We start from the raw sequence: 15,717 nt of genomic DNA, 5'->3' as shown, positions 1-15,717 counted from the left end.
GACGCCTCACGCCGACCCGGCCAGGGCGTCGGCGCGCAGGCGGGCGGCGGTCCGCAGCAGCGCGGCGGCCTGCTCCTGCTCCGGATCGGCGGCGGGTTCACCACCGGCGAGCGCCAGCACCCGGTCGACGTCCTCGATGCCGCCGAGCGCCTCCCGCACCGGGCGGCCCAGCGCACCGGTGTTCCCGCCCGCCTCGTGCCGGCAGAAGTACGCCAGCTCGCAGGTCGCCAGGCAGTCGGGGGCGTAGCGGGCCGGCACCGTGCCCAGCGAGGCGAGCAGCGCCGACGGGTCGGCACCCGGGTCGGCGGTGAAGTCGACCGGCACGTCGTCGAGCAGCGTGTCCAGCCGGTCCATCCGGCCCAGTTGCCGGCGTACCACCAGCAGTTGTTTGCGCACGTCGAGCAGGTGCGCCACCGGCTGGTTGGTGAAGTCGCGCGGACAGACCAGCACCACCTCGTGCGACACCGACTCCGGCGGTCGGCCGGCGGCGACGAGCAGGTCCCGCAGGGCCAACACGTACACCGCCGACTGGATCGCGGCGGCGGCCAGCTTTGTCGGGTCGGCCTGACCGTCGATCACCGGGAAGGACTTGACCTCGACCACGTGGAACCGGCCGCCGAGCCGGGCGGCCACCAGGTCCGGCTCCAGGTGCACCCGCTGCCCGGCGACGTCCAGGGCGAGCATCGGGTGGTCGAACAACGCGGCCGAGTCGTCGGGGCCGTCCGGCGCGGTGGTCAGGAGCGCGGCCGAGCGGCGCTGGCGGGCCGCCATGTCGTCGCCGACGCCGAGCGCCGTCCACCGCGCCGAGGCCGGCACCGGTACGCCCAGCCGCTCGGCGACCAGCCGCAGCAACTCGGCACCGTCGTCGGCCTTCACCTGCGCCTCGAACGCGTTGCCCCGGGTGATGGCGAACCGGGACTGCCCGAACCGGGCGGGAAAACCGATCCGCTCGGCCAGCAGTGGCTTGTCCACCCCGGCACCGTCCAGCACCGCCCGGCGGGTGCAGCCCGGGTTGCCGGTCAGCGCGGCGATCGTCCGGGCGTTGTGCCGACGCGGGGGGATTCCGCCCCGGATCGCGGCCAGTCGCTGCTCGCTGCTCGTCACGACAGGCCACGATAGCCGCGCGGACCCACCGACCCGGCCGACCCGCCACGACCACACGGGACCATCGCGCTACGTGGTGTTTGCGACACTGTGTGCGGCATCGAGGTGTCACGATCCGAGGAGCCCCACGTCGTGTTCTCCGATCTGTACGCAACTTCCGCGCAGGTACTTCCGGTATTGATGCTCGCCTTGCTCTGGGAGTCCCGATTCCTGGAGCGAATTCAGACGCAACCGCGACGGCCACGGAGTGAGGACCCGGTGCACGGCGTACGGTTCTGGACCAGACGCCGAGTCGGTCTCTACGCCGGTTTCGTGGCGACCACGAGTGTGCTCGGCACCGCCCTCGCAGTCCTGGTGCTGGCCGGCGCACTGCCGGACGTCCCGGCGCTGCGGATGCTCGTCTGCGGGTGCATCCTGTTGGCACTGGCCACCTTACTGACCCGTACGCTGATCGACATCGCGCAGGCCACCGCCCCGACGGCGCATCCGTCGGCGGCCGTCCCGGAACCCCGTCCAGCGCGCGATGTCGGAAAGGAGACAGCCGAGCAGTCGCGGGGATAAGGTCCACTTCGGACATCGGTGATCTATCGCCTGCATTATCGGCTCCACGCCGAAAACAAAGGACAACTCGGCCCTTGCCTCGGCCGGTAACCTGGCCTTTACAGAACCGTCGGAAACGTTCGACAGACCGGATGGTCCATGACCCATCTTCCACTGCCGGGCGATAATCAGCGCCGCCGCATCGAGAGGGAGCTGGTCGACATGCTCGCCGCGATGCCGCTGATGGGGCATGCGGACAGTCGCCGGCAAATGGTGCAGCGTCTGCGCCGGGAACTGCACCACGGCGACCGGCTCGACGACGTGGCCAATCCTCGGGGCCAGAGCCTGGAGATCGCGAACGCCTGCCTCGGCGAGCCGCCCGAGGTGGACACGCTGGTCGAGCTGGTGCGGTTGTTCGATCCCGCCGCCGACGAGCTGCCCGACCTGGAACGGCTGCGCTACGAGGCGGACGCGATCGGCGTCCTTGCCGACAGCGACTGGGCCGAGCTGCGGACCGCTCTGCTGGCCGTCCGGCTGGCTCCGCTGACGCGGCTGTTGCAGCGCGCCAGCGAACACAAGCTCGCCAGCCTGCCCCCGTGGTGCGCCAACGCGTGGGACGTCTTCGTCTATCTCACCGGGCAGAACGCCCCGCCGCGCGGACTGCCGCCGGGCATGCTGTTCCTCGCCCTGCTCGAGAACGAGGTGGACTCCGGGACCGCGACGCTGATCCGTCGGCGCAACCGGCAGGAGGCCACCTCACTCGGCCTCACCGAGGAGCTGGACCGACGCCGGGTCCTGGTCAACGCCGGGGGCGAGGCGACGACGCGGTACGCGTACCTGGTCATCCAGATCGAGAACGACCTGGAGCCGGGCAGCGAGCGGTACACGGTGTCGCACTACCGGCAGTGGCACGGCGGCGGCGAGTGGAACTCGAAGCTGCGCGGACGCATCCCCGAGGTCGGCTACGACGACCTGGAGTCCACCGTGGAGCAGATCGTCCACCAGATGGAGGTCGAGTGGGCGGACCGCCCGGCCGAGGTGGCGGTGGAGCTGGTGCTCCCCATCGAGCTGCTCAACGAGGACGTGCCCTGGTGGCGCAAGGAGCGCGCCAGTCAGTACCTCGACCAGAAGGTGCTGGCGATGGACTACCCGGTCGTGGTGCGCAGCCTGGACCGGTTGCGCACCACCTCCTGGCGTCGGGCGTGGCTGCTGCGCTGGGACCGGCTCCAGGCCGAGCCGTGGAACAGCGGGCTCTATCGCAGCGCGCCGGACGGCCCCGGCTACCTGACCCGGATGGAGGCGGACCTGAACTCCGACCAGAGCCTGGCCACGGTGGTGCTCAGCGCACCGCCCACGACCGATGCCGAGGCGACCGTCAAGGAGATCATGACCGCGCTCCGGGCCGGCCTGCCGGTGGTCGTCTGGCACCGCACCGCGCCCACCGACACGGACTTCTGGGACGAGATCCGGTCGATGACCGCCCGCGCCGGTGTGGTGCGCCTGCCGGAGCTGGCCAAACGGTCCCGCCTGTCGGCGTTACAGGCCCCGCCGCCCGAGCAGGAGCGGCACCACGGCCGGCACCTCGTCGTCCTCTGGGACGACCCGTACCGCACACCGGAACTGGACACGCACCACGGCACCCCGGAGGTGACCGGATGACGGACCCGACCAGGGCGCCGATCGGCTGGCGCATCTACACCGGCCTCGGACACGCCGTCGACGCCGCCGAACGCGACCGACGGTGGCCGGCACCGCCGCGCTGGCGGGCCTTCGACGGCGGTCCGGACGAGCCACCACCGCCCCAGGAGGACCCGGAGCTGGGCCGCCGGCTGGGCGAGCCGATCGTCTCGCACCCGGCAGACGAGTACGAGGTCGACGTCGTCAACGCCGCGCTGCACCTGCGGCGGCCCCTGCTGGTGACCGGGCGCCCGGGGACCGGTCGGTCCAGCCTGGCCTATCGGATCGCCCGGGAGCTGCGGCTCGGCCGGGTGCTGCGCTGGCCGGTGACCACCCAGGTGAGCCTGCGCCACGGGTTGTACGACTACGACGCCGTCGGGTTGGTCCAGGCCACCGGCCGGGCGGCGGCACAGGGCCCGGACGCTCCGCCGCCCCAGGTCGGCGACTACGTCCGCCTCGGACCGCTCGGGACCGCGCTGCTGCCGTACGGGCTGCCCCGGGTGTTGCTCATCGACGAGCTGGACCAGAGTGACATCGACCTGCCGCAGCAGTTGCGCAGTGTCTTCGAGGACGGTGGGTTCGAGATCCCGGAGCTGGTCCGGGTCGCCGGTCGCACGCCGGAGGCGACGGTGCACACCGCCGACCCGGGGCGGACCGCCACCGTACGCGGCGGACGGGTGGCCTGCCACGAGTTCCCGCTGGTGGTGATGACGTGCAGCGAGGACCGCGACTTCCCGGCGGCGTTCCTGCGGCACTGCCTGCGACTGCGCCTGCCCGAGGCAGGCGAGGCGGGGCTCGCCTCGATGGTCGCCGCGCACTTCCCGGACGGCGCGGAGGGATCCACCGAACTCATCCAGGAGTACCTCTCCCGGCGTGGCGAGTGGGATCCCCCGGCGGTGGACCAACTGCTCGACGCCGTCCACCTGCGCACCTCCGGCGCCTTCACCCCACAGGACCGGGGTGAGTGGCGGCGGCTGATCGAGGCACTGTGGCGTCGGCTGCCGCCGGACGGCACCGAGTGACCGGTTCCGGCGGTGGGCTCACCCGCGCCGAACTGGCCGACTCGATCTGGCTGGCCGCCCGCCTCGGGCCCGGCGCCGGGCTCGCCGGACCACCCGGCACCGCGCTCACCGCCGACCCGTCCCGCCCGGACGGCGGCCCGCCGCTGTCGGAGGTCCTGCACCCGTTCCGGCAGTTGGTGCCCGGTCGCGAACGCTACGAGTTCGACGAGGACGCCACCGCCGAACACCTCGCGGCGGGAGTGGCCTGGCCGGTCCTGCGGCGCACGCCCCGCGCCGGCTGGGACGCCGTGGTGGTCGTCGACGACCACCTGTCGATGGCCGTCTGGTCCGGCCGGATCCGCAGCTTCGTCAAACTGCTGCGCCGGCACGTCGCCTTCCACGACGTACGCGTCTGCCGGCTGGTCACCGACACCACGGACCCGGCCGGGGTGGTGCTGCGCGGCCGACGCGGCGGCCCGGTCGCCGGTCCGTCGACGGCGTTGCCGCCGGTCGGCCGCCGCCGCCTGGTGCTGGTGCTCAGCGACGGGGCCGGACCGGCCTGGCACTCCGGTGCGGTCCTTCCGCACCTGCACGAGTGGGCGAGCCGGCAACCCGTGGCGATGGTGCACCTGCTGCCCCAACAGATGTGGCACCGCACCGGCGTGCAGCCGCTGCGGCTGCGCCTGCGGGCCGCCGCACCGGCGACGGCCAACTCGCGGTGGGAGTGGCGTCACCACAACACGCTCCAGGCGCTGCTCGCCGAGGAGCCCCGACCTGCCGGCGGGCCGGTGCCGGTGCCGGTGGTGGAGCTGCGCCCGCGCTGGCTGGCGGCCTGGGTGGAGCTGCTCGCCTGCCGGGCACCACGCTGGATCGACATGCCCGCCCTGCTCACCACCGACCGACCGGCCCCGGACCGGACGCCCCGGCCCACCGCCGGGCCCGACGCCGCCCGACGGGTGCGCGAGTTCATCTCGTGGGCCTCGCCGGAGGCGCTGCGCCTGGCCACCCACCTGGCCGCCGCGCCACTGGACCGGTCGGCCGTCCGGGTGGTGCAGCGGACGCTGCTGCCCCGGTCCACCACCCTGCACCTGGCCGAGGTGCTGACCAGCCCGCTGGTGCGGACCGTCGGCACCGGTGACGACCGCACCTTCGAGTTCCTCCCCGGCGTACGGGCCGAGTTGCTGGCGGCCGGTCGCCGCGCCGACACCGTGCGGGTCTGGCAGCTCCTGTCGGCGCGGCTCGGACGGGTCCGTCCCGCGATCGCGCACTGGGGACGGGTGCTCGACGACCCGGCGGGTGTCGAGATTCCGACGGTGGCCCCGGCCGACGTCGCGCTGGTCCGGATCGAGCAGGACGTGATGCGGGCGCTCTCCGGGCGGTACCTCCCCCGGGCGCGGCTGCTCGGCGAGGCGCTGGCAGCGGTCGACCAGGAGGGCGGCACCGACCCGGTCGTCAGGACTCCCGCACCTGCCGGTCGGGATGCGATGATAGCTGTCGGCGCTGATGCCGACGCAGACCGTAGCGTAGGTACCGAAGGAGCCGGCTTGTCGTCCAGCACTCCCGCAGACGCCACCGCCCCAGCCCGCACCCCGGCCGTCTGGGGCAACATCCCGCCGCGGAACCCGAACTTCACCGGCCGCAAGGAGCCGCTCGCCCTGCTGCACCGGCAGGTGCGCGGCGGCACCACGGCAGTCCTGCCGCACGCCCTGCACGGGATGGGCGGAGTCGGCAAGTCCCATCTGGCCGTCGAGTACGTCTACCAGCACCAGGGCGAATACGACCTGGTCTGGTGGATCCCGGCCGAGCGGCCCACCCAGATCAACGCCTCCATCGTGGAGCTCGCGGCGCGGATGAATCTCGCCTCCGGGCCGGACATCGGCAGCGCCCGCGTCGCCGTCCAGGAGGCCCTACGGCTCGGTCGGCCGCACCCTCGCTGGCTCCTCGTCTTCGACAACGCCGAGAGCCCCGAGGCGTTGGTGCCGTACCTCCCCACCGGCGGTTCCGGCGACATCATCATCACGTCCCGGAACCCGGGCTGGGCCAACGTCGCCCGCACGTTGGAGGTCGACGTCTTCCCCCGGGAGGAGAGCATCGAGCTGTTGCGCCGCCGGGGTCCGGAGCTGACCATCGAACAGGCGGACCGGCTGGCCGAGGCGCTCGGTGACCTGCCGCTCGCGTTGGAGCAGGCGGCGGCCTGGCGGGCCGAGACCGGCATGCCGGCCGAGGAGTACCTGCGACTGTTCGAGGAGAAGCGCATCGAGCTTCTCGAACAGGCCCCGCCGATGGACTATCAACTGCCCGTAGCCGCCGCGTGGAACGTCTCGCTGGACCGACTCGTCGTCTCCAATCCGGCCGCCTTCCGGCTCCTACAGGTCTGCTCGTTCCTCGCCCCGGAGCCCATCCCGCGCACCCTGTTCAGCGGCGCGCAGAACGACGACATCCACCCGGAACTGAACGCCGCGCTGCGCGACCCGATGCGGCTCAACCGCGCGATCCGCGACATCAACCGGTACGCGCTCGCCCGGGTCATCCACCGGACCAACTCGATCCAGATGCACCGGCTGATCCAGGCCGTCCTCATCGACCGGATGGCCCGGCCGGACCGGGAGACCGTCCGCAACAGCGCGCACCTGCTGCTCGCCTCCGGCGACCGCAACGACCCCGACTCGCCGGCCAACTGGGCCAGTTACGCCGAGCTGTACCCGCACGTGATGGCCTCCGACGCGGTGCACTCCCACCAGCCGTGGGTGCAGCAACTGGTCTTCAACGAGGCGCGGTATCTCTACTGGTGGGGCGACTTCACCGCGTCGCTGGAACTGGCCGAACAGGCGTGGCGGGCCTGGAGCAGCAGCCTGGGCGAGGACGCACCGATGACGCTCACCATCGGCCACTGGCTCGGCTTCATGCTCTATCGCCTGGGCCGGCACCGCGAGGCGGCCCAGCACAACGCCCGCATCCTGGAGCTCTACCAACGCAGCACCGTCGAGGACACCGAGGAGCTGTTGCGGGCCATCGGCCAGGTGGCGGCCGACCTGCGGGCGTCCGGGGACTTCCGTCGCGCCCTGGAGATGGACGAGGACCTCTACCAGCGGCACATCCAGGCGCTCGGCGAGGACGACCCGAACACGCTCAACGCGGCGCACAACCTGGCGGTCAGCCTCCGCCTGACCGGTGACATCCGGCGCGCCTACGAGGTCGACCGGGCGACGTACGACCACCGGGTGCTGCTCTTCGGCGAGGACCACGCGCAGACGCTGGAATCCCACCTCAACCTCATCATCGACCGCCGGGAACTCGGCGAATACCTCCCCGCCCGGGCCGAGATGCAGAACGTCGTGGACCGGCTGCCCCGGGTCTGGGGCTCGGCGCAGACGCAGACGTTGACCGCGCGACGGCGACTGGCCTCCGCGATCCGCAAGGCCGGTGACCACCGCGCGGCCCTGGCGCTCTCCCAGGAGGTACGCGACGGCTTCGCGGCCCGCTTCGGCGAGCACCACCCGGACACCCTGCTGGCCGCCTTCGGTCTGGCCGTCGACCTGCGTGCCACGGGTGACCTGGAGGCCGCCGCCACGCTCACCGCCGAACTCGTCGGCTGGTATCGGGAACTCTTCGACTCCGACCATCCCTACACGGTGGCGACTCAGCTCAACGGCGCGATCGTGGACCGGTTGCGCGGCGACGTGGCGCGCGCCCGCAGCACCAACGAGAAGGGGTCGGCGGTGCTGACCCGGCGGCTCGGGCCGGACCATCCGCTGACCCTGGCCGCAATGATCAACCTCGGCAGCGATCTCTACGCGCTCGGGGAGCACGCCGCCGCGTACGACCTCGACCGGCGCACCGCCGACCGCTGCGCCGAGGTCTTCGGGCCGGACCATCCCACCACGCTGATCTGCCTCGGCAATCTCGCTCAGGATCTCGTCTCGCTCGATCGGGAGGAGGAGGCGAACAGCCTGCACGTCGCGATCAGCGAGAAGTTCGCCCGGGTGCTCGGCGAGGAGCACCCGGCCACCGTGGCCGGCACCGACCTGACCATCCGGGGCGACTGCGACCTGGACCCGATGCCGTTGTAGCGACCTCCGGAGAGCCGGGGTGGCGGCCTCCACCCCGGCATCCGGCTCTCAGTGCTTGCCGGCGCCGATCCAGGCGGCCAGTTCCAACGGCTCCGGCACCGGAGTGCCCTGGTCACGCAGCCCGAGGTAGACCGCACGGACCAGTTCCGGCCGGTCGCGAAGCGCGTCGGCGGCCGGTCCCGGGTAGATGTCCCCGGCGGTCTGGCCGAGACCGGCCCAGGCGGCCGGCGAACCCGGTTCGGTCGACAGTGCCCTCAGGTAGCCCGCCTGGGCCTGCGCCACCTCGCCACAGACGTGGGCCAGTTCGGCCGGCCCGGCGCCAGAGACCCGCGCGCCGACCGCCGACGCGTCGGTACGGAGCCGGTCGAAGCCCTCCGGGTCGGTGATCCGCCACAGCTCCAGCACCGCGCGGGTGTCGAGACGGCGGGCGGCGGCGTCCGCCTCGACGGTCGGCGCGACATCTGGCGCGGTGGGCACGGGCTGTCCCGCTATCCACGCCGCGACCACCGCCGACACCACCTCGGGGGCGGGCCTCAGGTGGTGGGTGCGCCACCGCGCCCGGTGGTCGGCCACCGCTGCCCGCGCCGCCGCGAGCGGGTCCGCCGGCACCGGCTCCTCCTGCCACCCCTCGGCGGTGGTGGTCAGTCCCTCGACCAGGTGCCGCCCGACGTCGGTGAGCTGCGGCAGGTCGCGCATCATCCGCAGGGTTGCCCACACCTGCTCCCGCCACCGGGCGAACTCGAAGTGCGCCAGCCCGGCGGCGGTGCCGGTCGCCACCTGCCGGTACGCCCGCCAGAACTCGACGATCCCGACGAAGGCGTACACGCCCTGGATCAGACCGCCGAGCGGGCGGGGATCGTCGCGCCAGGGCGCGTACAGCCGGTGCGGCGGTTCGCCCTCGATCAGTGGGGCCAGGTGCAGCAGTCCGCCGAGCTTGATGTGCTGGAACTCGTGGACCAGCGTGACCGCCAGCTCGGGAGCGTCCTCCGGCTCGGAGACGATCATGCTGCCGAAGGCGTCGCCTGCCGAGGCGCTCATGGTCCGGAACCGTTCGGCGGCCGGTTGGGGCACCACCGAGGTCAGGCCCCGGGCGATCGGCACCGCCAGGTCGGGGCAGGCCCGCACCAGCAGTGCCCACGCCTGGTCGAGCAGTTCCCGCCACCGCCGCACGTCGGCGGCGATGTCCAGGTGCGGCGCGGTGGGCGTACGCAGGTTGCGGTAGGGGTCGATGAAGTCGAGCGTGACCTCCAGGGTGTGCCCGCCGGCCGTGGAGCGTACGGTCGGCAACGGCACCCAGCCGTCGGTGCCACCGCCGGTGGCGTCGAACTCGACGACCGTGCCGGCCACGGTCACCGTGGCCCGCCCGTCCCCGCCGACGATCTCCGCCTCGTCCCACTCGTGGGCCTTGGGGACCCGGGCACCGCCGAGCGTCGGCAGGACGACGAAGCCGTCCCGCACCGGCACCCGCATGGTGAAGTCGCATCCGGTGCGGACGGCCGCGGCCACCGCCAGTGCGTGCAGGTACCCGAGGTCCACCCAGAGCGGGCCGGTGGCGGTGACCGTGGTGCCCCGCATCCGGCGCAGCGCGTACCCGGCCCAGGTGCCGACCTGCGGATGCAGGATCAGCTTCTCCACGACCTCGCGGTCGCGTCGCTGCGCGGCGACGAGCAGCCGCCATGCCTCGGCGACCGGCGGCAGCGGGCCGGTGGCGTCGGGTACGCCGGCGGCGGCGTCCAGGACCGCCCGCAGTTGGATCTTGCGCCAGCTACTTTCGGCAGCCAGCAGTTCGGCGATGGTGTCGGCGTCAGCGGACCCGGTGGCCAGGGCCCCGAAGTGGCGTGGGTCCAGGCGATGGCGCGCGGGTCGACCGACCTGCTCCGCCGCCAGATGGTGAGCGGTCACAACTTCTCCAAGGAAGGCCGGCCCCGTCAGTCGAGACGCTGGGGATTGTAGCCACTGGTGATACTTTCGGGATCGTCGACACGACGGAGGAGTCGCCGCATGATCGGGCCGAGAATCTCCTGGTCATAGTCGACCAGGAGATCAAGAGACACATCCGCGAGATCGACGAGTTCCGAGTCGACCTCGACAGCGAACGGTTGATTCACCGGCATACCATTACCACACTCCGCGCCCGATGACGGCAATGGACGCGGCAGAACGCGCATTCGTCGGTGAATGGACCGATAGCACCCGGGATGTCACCGCCAACCGATCCCCCAACACCCCCGCGCTGTGATCGTCGCCGCAGGTCAGAGCGGTTCTTGACGGTCCAGTCGGGTCGCCTGCGCGCGCCACGGGTTGAGGGACGACCGCAGCCGGTCCACGGCGCGCTCACCGGTCGTGGCGATTTCGGCAGCGGAGCGCGAAATGCGCTGCTCACCACAATGGACCGTGGTCCCCAACCGGTGGCGCGGTGGTGTTAGCGTGATCTCGTGTCCGGAACAGCCGTCGTGTTCGTACACGGATTCTTGTCCTCGGCCGACACCTGGGGAGAATTCGTCCGACTCGTTGCCCAGGACGACGCCCTGACCGGCCTTCACGTGCACACCTTCGGGTACGAATCGCCGTTGGTCTCGCTCAATCCGCTACGCCGGATACCGCACATCGACGACATCGCCGACGACCTGCGCACCTACCTGTCCCAGGACCTGGCCGACCACTCCCGGCTCGCGCTCGTCTCGCACAGCCAGGGCGGTCTGGTGGTCCAACGGGCCCTGGCCCGGATGCTCGCCGACAACCCCGGCGAACTCGACCGCCTCCGCCTGGTGCTCATGTACGCCTGCCCGAACGCCGGGTCGGACCTGGCCCTGCCGCTGCGCCGGAGCTTGCTGCGCTGGCACCCACAGGAGGCGGACCTGCGCCCGTTGCGCGCCGCCGTGCTGGACGCCCAACGGGTGGTGCTCCGCCAGATCGTCCACGCGCCGCAGCCGACCGTCCGGGTCAAGGTCTACGCCGGTGCCAGCGACGGCGTGGTCCCGCCCGCCTCGGCTCGCAGCGTCTTCCCGGACGCGGGCGTACTGCCCGGCGACCACTTCTCCATCATCCAGCCGGATTCCCACGAACACCGCTCCTATGTGGTGCTGCGGCGGGCCCTGCTCGCCCTCGACGATCCCGCACCCTCCCCCGAGGCACTCCCGGACGTCCGCGACCCGGACACGGGAACGCCGCAGGCCGCCGGGCCGGCGGTGGAGCCGACCGGTGACGAGTACGCCGAACTGGTCCGACTCCTGCTCGACCTGCCCAACATCCACGATCCGTCGTTCCGGCAGCAGCTCTACTCGCTTCTGCCCCGGCCGGTGCAGGAGCAGTTGCCGCGCAGCCCGGTGGCCCGGTTGGAGCTGATCGGGCTGCTGAGCACACTGTGGCGCTACCGCCACCTGGACGGCTGGCAGGCCCTCGGCGCAGGTCTCACCGCGCTCGTCCCCGACCACCCGGCCACCGTCGCCCTGCTCGCCCGGCTCGACACCCTCGCCCGGTCGGTGTAAGGAAGGGCACCCTGCTAACGCCTCGGGTAGAGCAGGGGTCCCCTCCTCACAGCCGGACGACCGGGTAGCCGGCCACGGCGATCTCGGAGGCGTCCCCATCGACGCGCCGCGCCGATGGATTCGGCGCGGCTTCGTACCGACGAGGTCAGCGGGTCAGGGCAGCCAGTCCGGCCGCAGCGGGTAGCCGTTGACCGCGTCCGGGCCGTTGCGCGTGGCCAGCACCTGGTGCAACTGGATGCCGTTGCGCTCGAACGCCAGCCGCGAACCGGCCATGTAGAGCCCCCACACCCGGGCCGTGCCGCTGCCCACCTCGGCGACGCAGAAGTCCCAGTGCTCCACCAGGTTGCGGCACCACGCCGCCAGGGTCAGCGCGTAGTGCTGGCGCAGGTTCTCCTCGTGGTGCACCTCCAGCCCCACGTCGTGCAGTCCACTGATCACCCGCCCGGGACCGGCCAGCTCGCCGTCGGGGAAGACGTACCGGTCGATGAAGGCGCCCGACCGGTGCGGCGCCCGGTTGTCGGCCCGGGTGATGCAGTGGTTGAGCAGCCGCCCCTGCGGACGCAGCCGGTCCCGCAGGAAACCGAAGTACGCCGGGTAGTTGCGCACCCCGATGTGCTCGGTCAGCCCGATCGAGGAGACCGCGTCGAACTCCCGCCGGGGCGCGTCGCGGTAGTCCATGTGCCGCACCTCGGCCAGCCCGGTCAACCCCTCACGCGCGATCGCCGCCTGCGCCCACTGCGCCTGGGCACGCGACAGGGTCACCCCGAGGGCCTTGACGCCGTACTCGCGGGCCGCGTGCCGGACCATGCCGCCCCAGCCGCAGCCCACGTCGAGCAGGCGCATCCCCGGACGCAGCGCGAGCTTGCCCGCGACCAGGTCGTACTTGCTCGCCTGGGCCTCCTCCAGCGTGTCCTCGGGGCCGCGGAAAACCGCGCAGGTGTACGTCATCGACGGCCCGAGCACCTTCTCGTAGAAGGCGTTGGAGACGTCGTAGTGGTGGCTGATCGCGCTGCTGTCCCGGAACCGGGAGTGCCGTAGGCCGCTCACGATCCGCCTCCAGCGGGGCAGCGCCTCCTGCGGCGGTGCCGGTGGCGGCAACAACCGTTCCCAGCCCAGCCTGCGTACCAGCGCCAACCCCTCGGCCACCGTCGGTGTGCGTACCCGCAACTCGTCCTTGAGCACCCGCAACGCCTCGTACGGGTCGCCCGGGTGCACCCCCTCCAGCGCCAGGTCACCGCTCACGTACGCCCGCGCCATACCCAGGTCGCCCGGCGCCGTGAGCAGATACGACAGTCCCCGCTCGGAGCGGATCGACAGGGTGATCCCGGCGTCTGCCGGGCCGAGGCGACTGCCGTCGTACCCGGTGACCCGGACCGGCAGCGGGCCGGCGGTGAGTGCCCGGACCACGTCCGCGACACGCGGACCACGTCGGCCGCTCCCGTCCGGCGGTGTGGCGGGAGCACCACCCGCCCCCTGCTCTCGATCAACAAGGCTCATGCCGGCACTCCGCTTCGCTCCGTGCCACCATGAGGCTCGATCGCACTGAACCTGATGATTCGCTCGCTACGCTCGCTCATGCGCGCGTTACCGCCTTTTCGTACAGTCCGGTGAGCCGATGTTCCGGGTCGTACCGGTCCCGCACGGCGCGCCATATGTCACCGCCGTAGAGCCGGTCGAACGCATCCCGGTCGTAGTACGCGTCGGAGTAGAGCGACTTGTGTCCGCCCGCCTCCGACACCGCGCGCTCGATCTCCCGGTTCACGGCACCGTCGACGGCACCCTCGGTGATCGGCACGCTCCCCCAGAACCCGATGTTGACGTAGTCCTGCCCCGGCCGGAGCGGATACAACGGCCAGGACCGGGCGCTTCCACCGCCCGCCGGCTCCCGCAGCCGCAGCGGGCACAGCCACACCGGGGTCATCCCCACCCGGCGGGCGAACCAGTGCAGGAAGTCGGCGGTGCGGTCCAGCGGGACCTCGACGTCCTGCACCACGCGCTCCCGGGCCGGCTGGCCACGCCACCGGTCGATCCGGGCGGCCACCTGGTGGCGGTGTTCCAGCCGCACGATGCGGTGGTAGACGTCGCTGCGCCGCCACCGGGCCGGCCACAGCCGCCGCACCAGCGGATGTTGCGCCCCGAACGCCGCCGAGCACCAGAACCAGTCGGTGTCCCAGCGCCACAGGTAGTCGTGGACGGTGAGGGTGTCGTGCGGCAGCCGGCGCAGCGACCGGTAGTAGATGTCCTGACCGGTGTAGTCGGAGACCCGGCCCGGGTCGTCGGTGAAGCGGGCCAGCACCAGGTACGCCTCGCCGGGGCTGAACATCACCCCGTCCATCGCGTCGACGCTCTCCCCCGCCCAGGCGCGGCCGGCGGAGATCTCGCCGATCGCCTCGGTCAACGCGGTCAGGTCGGTGAATCGGACGTTGCGCAGCGCCACGTGCCGCCGGACCGGTTGCAGCTCGATGCGCAGCCGGGTGGCGTAGCCGAGGCTGCCCAGCGAGTTGGGGAAGGCGGCGAAGAGGTCCGCGTGTTCGCCCGCCGGCCGGGCGGTGACCAGCTCGCCCGCCCCGGTGAACACGTCCATCTCGGTCACCGACTCGTGCGGCAGGCCGTTGCGGAACGAGGTCGACTCGATGCCCAACCCGGTGACCGCCCCACCCAGGGTGATGGTGCGTAGCTGCGGCACCACCAGCGGCATCAGGGCGTACGGCAGGGTCGCCTCGACCAGCCGCTCGTAGGTACACATGCCCTGCACGTCGGCGGTGCGGGCGACCGGGTCGACGCTGAGCACACCACCGAGCCCGCTGACGTCCAGACCCGCCGTGCGCGGGGCGGCGCGCGGGCGGAACAGGTTGGAGGTCCGTTTGGCCAGCCGCACGGGCCGACCCGGTGGCACCGCCGCGTACGACCGTCGCAGCTGAGCCACCGCCACGTCATGATCACGCAAAGCGTGCATGTGGTCACTTTACGCGTCGGCGGCGCCCCCGGCGGGCCGTCCACGCGAGAGTTACCGCACCTGCCATGGCGTACCGGCCCGGGGGTGGGCCAGGATGCCGGCATGTCGGAAACCGATGGATCGGGCACCGTCTACGGCACCCGCCGTTCCGGACCGCCCCGGGACCCGGTGCTACTGGCGGCCGGTGCGGTCGGACTGGCCGGCGTACTGGCCGGGGTGCTCTTCGCCACCGGCCTGCTCGGCGGCGGCGACGACCCGGCGCCGACCCCGGTGGCCGGCAGCCCGACGCCGGCCGCGCCGAGCCCGAGCGAGAGCGTCGCACCGCCGACCGTGGAGAGCCCCGAGCCGACGCCCACCCCGTCGCCCACGCCCAGCGAAGCCGACCCGAACAGCGGGCCGAAGGTGCTCCGGGGCGTCGGCTCCGGCCTCTGCCTCGGGCTGGATGGCGACGGCGAGCGGGCGGTGGCCAAGCTGGCCGGCTGCACCGGTGGGCCGGAGCAGCAGTGGGTGGTCAACCCGTTCGGCCCGGACACGGTGACGCTGACCAACGCCGCCCACAACCAGTGCCTCGACGTGGAGGGGCGCAGCGGCGACGACGGCGCGCGGTTGCAGCAGTTCGGCTGCCACGGCGAGGACAACCAGCAGTGGCGTCTCCAGCCGGCCGACGACGGCGCCGTGCTGCTGGTGGCCGTGCACAGCGGAAAGTGCGCCCAGGTCCGCGACGGTGGCGGCGAGGCCGGCATCGACGTCGTCCAGGCCCCGTGCGACGGCAACCCGGCGCAGCGCTGGTCGCCGCAGTAACCGGCACTTGTGCAAGGAAGGGCCCCTTGTTAACGCCTGCGGTATAGCAGGGGTCCCCTGCTAACAGGTGCCGGACAGCG

11 protein-coding genes are annotated in these 15,717 nt (G+C 72.3%); 6 read left to right on the top strand and 5 right to left on the bottom strand.

Annotated elements, in window-relative coordinates; genetic code table 11:
• Window positions 1-6: 6 nt before the first annotated feature.
• Window positions 7-1,104, bottom strand: a complete 1,098-nt coding sequence (locus tag ACFYTT_RS28810; RefSeq protein ID WP_357218523.1) for a hypothetical protein — start codon at window positions 1,102-1,104, stop codon at window positions 7-9.
• Between the two features lie 312 nt (window positions 1,105-1,416).
• Here ACFYTT_RS28810 and ACFYTT_RS28805 point away from each other — a divergent pair, with 312 nt between their 5' ends.
• From ACFYTT_RS28805 to fxsT, 4 genes are all read left to right on the top strand, one after another.
• On the top strand, window positions 1,417-1,665 hold the full coding sequence (locus tag ACFYTT_RS28805) for a hypothetical protein (RefSeq protein ID WP_131051623.1): 249 nt from the start codon (window positions 1,417-1,419) through the stop codon (window positions 1,663-1,665).
• A gap of 138 nt (window positions 1,666-1,803) precedes the next feature.
• Window positions 1,804-3,303, top strand: coding sequence for a hypothetical protein (locus tag ACFYTT_RS28800; RefSeq protein ID WP_131051622.1), 1,500 nt, complete (start codon window positions 1,804-1,806; stop codon window positions 3,301-3,303).
• Entirely contained in the window at window positions 3,300-4,343 is a 1,044-nt protein-coding gene (locus ACFYTT_RS28795) for an ATP-binding protein (RefSeq protein ID WP_131051621.1), read from the top strand. Before ACFYTT_RS28800 ends, ACFYTT_RS28795 begins: the two co-directional genes overlap by 4 nt.
• Entirely contained in the window at window positions 4,340-8,392 is a 4,053-nt protein-coding gene (gene fxsT / locus ACFYTT_RS28790) for an FxSxx-COOH system tetratricopeptide repeat protein (protein ID WP_387263883.1), read from the top strand. Before ACFYTT_RS28795 ends, fxsT begins: the two co-directional genes overlap by 4 nt.
• A gap of 48 nt (window positions 8,393-8,440) precedes the next feature.
• On the opposite strand, the gene ACFYTT_RS28785 is transcribed toward fxsT, so the two are convergent.
• Both ACFYTT_RS28785 and ACFYTT_RS28780 read right to left on the bottom strand, forming a co-directional pair.
• Window positions 8,441-10,294 carry an HEXXH motif domain-containing protein gene (locus tag ACFYTT_RS28785; RefSeq protein ID WP_387263881.1) on the bottom strand — a complete coding sequence of 618 codons (1,854 nt, stop codon included), beginning with the start codon at window positions 10,292-10,294 and terminating at the stop codon, window positions 8,441-8,443.
• A gap of 26 nt (window positions 10,295-10,320) precedes the next feature.
• On the bottom strand, window positions 10,321-10,500 hold the full coding sequence (locus tag ACFYTT_RS28780) for a hypothetical protein (RefSeq protein ID WP_117228938.1): 180 nt from the start codon (window positions 10,498-10,500) through the stop codon (window positions 10,321-10,323).
• Window positions 10,501-10,827: 327 nt separating this feature from the next.
• Here ACFYTT_RS28780 and ACFYTT_RS28775 point away from each other — a divergent pair, with 327 nt between their 5' ends.
• Window positions 10,828-11,880, top strand: a complete 1,053-nt coding sequence (locus tag ACFYTT_RS28775; protein WP_387263879.1) for an alpha/beta fold hydrolase — start codon at window positions 10,828-10,830, stop codon at window positions 11,878-11,880.
• Between the two features lie 153 nt (window positions 11,881-12,033).
• On the opposite strand, the gene ACFYTT_RS28770 is transcribed toward ACFYTT_RS28775, so the two are convergent.
• Both ACFYTT_RS28770 and ACFYTT_RS28765 read right to left on the bottom strand, forming a co-directional pair.
• Window positions 12,034-13,377 (bottom strand): class I SAM-dependent methyltransferase, encoded by a 1,344-nt coding sequence (locus ACFYTT_RS28770; RefSeq protein ID WP_387263875.1) that lies wholly within the window; start codon window positions 13,375-13,377, stop codon window positions 12,034-12,036.
• Window positions 13,378-13,453: 76 nt separating this feature from the next.
• The gene (locus ACFYTT_RS28765) at window positions 13,454-14,836 is read right to left on the bottom strand and encodes an FAD-binding oxidoreductase (protein ID WP_387263872.1); all 1,383 of its coding nucleotides are present in this window, start codon (window positions 14,834-14,836) and stop codon (window positions 13,454-13,456) included.
• A gap of 102 nt (window positions 14,837-14,938) precedes the next feature.
• On the opposite strand from ACFYTT_RS28765, the gene ACFYTT_RS28760 reads away from it, so the two are divergent.
• Window positions 14,939-15,637, top strand: a complete 699-nt coding sequence (locus ACFYTT_RS28760; RefSeq protein ID WP_176092801.1) for an RICIN domain-containing protein — start codon at window positions 14,939-14,941, stop codon at window positions 15,635-15,637.
• Window positions 15,638-15,717: the final 80 nt, after the last annotated feature.

The organism is Micromonospora sp. NPDC003816 (assembly GCF_042874705.1).
GTDB lineage: Bacteria > Actinomycetota > Actinomycetes > Mycobacteriales > Micromonosporaceae > Micromonospora.
The sequence above is the reverse complement of the archived record's forward strand: the minus strand, read 5'-3'. Positions and strand labels throughout refer to the sequence as shown.

Coding starts and splice junctions, on each gene's coding strand:
- ACFYTT_RS28800 (WP_131051622.1), top strand. CDS start 1,804: ATGACCCATCTTCCACTGCCGGGCGATAATCAGCGCCGCCGCATCGAG.
- ACFYTT_RS28760 (WP_176092801.1), top strand. CDS start 14,939: ATGTCGGAAACCGATGGATCGGGCACCGTCTACGGCACCCGCCGTTCC.
- ACFYTT_RS28770 (WP_387263875.1), bottom strand. CDS start 13,377: ATGAGCCTTGTTGATCGAGAGCAGGGGGCGGGTGGTGCTCCCGCCACA.
- ACFYTT_RS28795 (WP_131051621.1), top strand. CDS start 3,300: ATGACGGACCCGACCAGGGCGCCGATCGGCTGGCGCATCTACACCGGC.
- ACFYTT_RS28765 (WP_387263872.1), bottom strand. CDS start 14,836: ATGCACGCTTTGCGTGATCATGACGTGGCGGTGGCTCAGCTGCGACGG.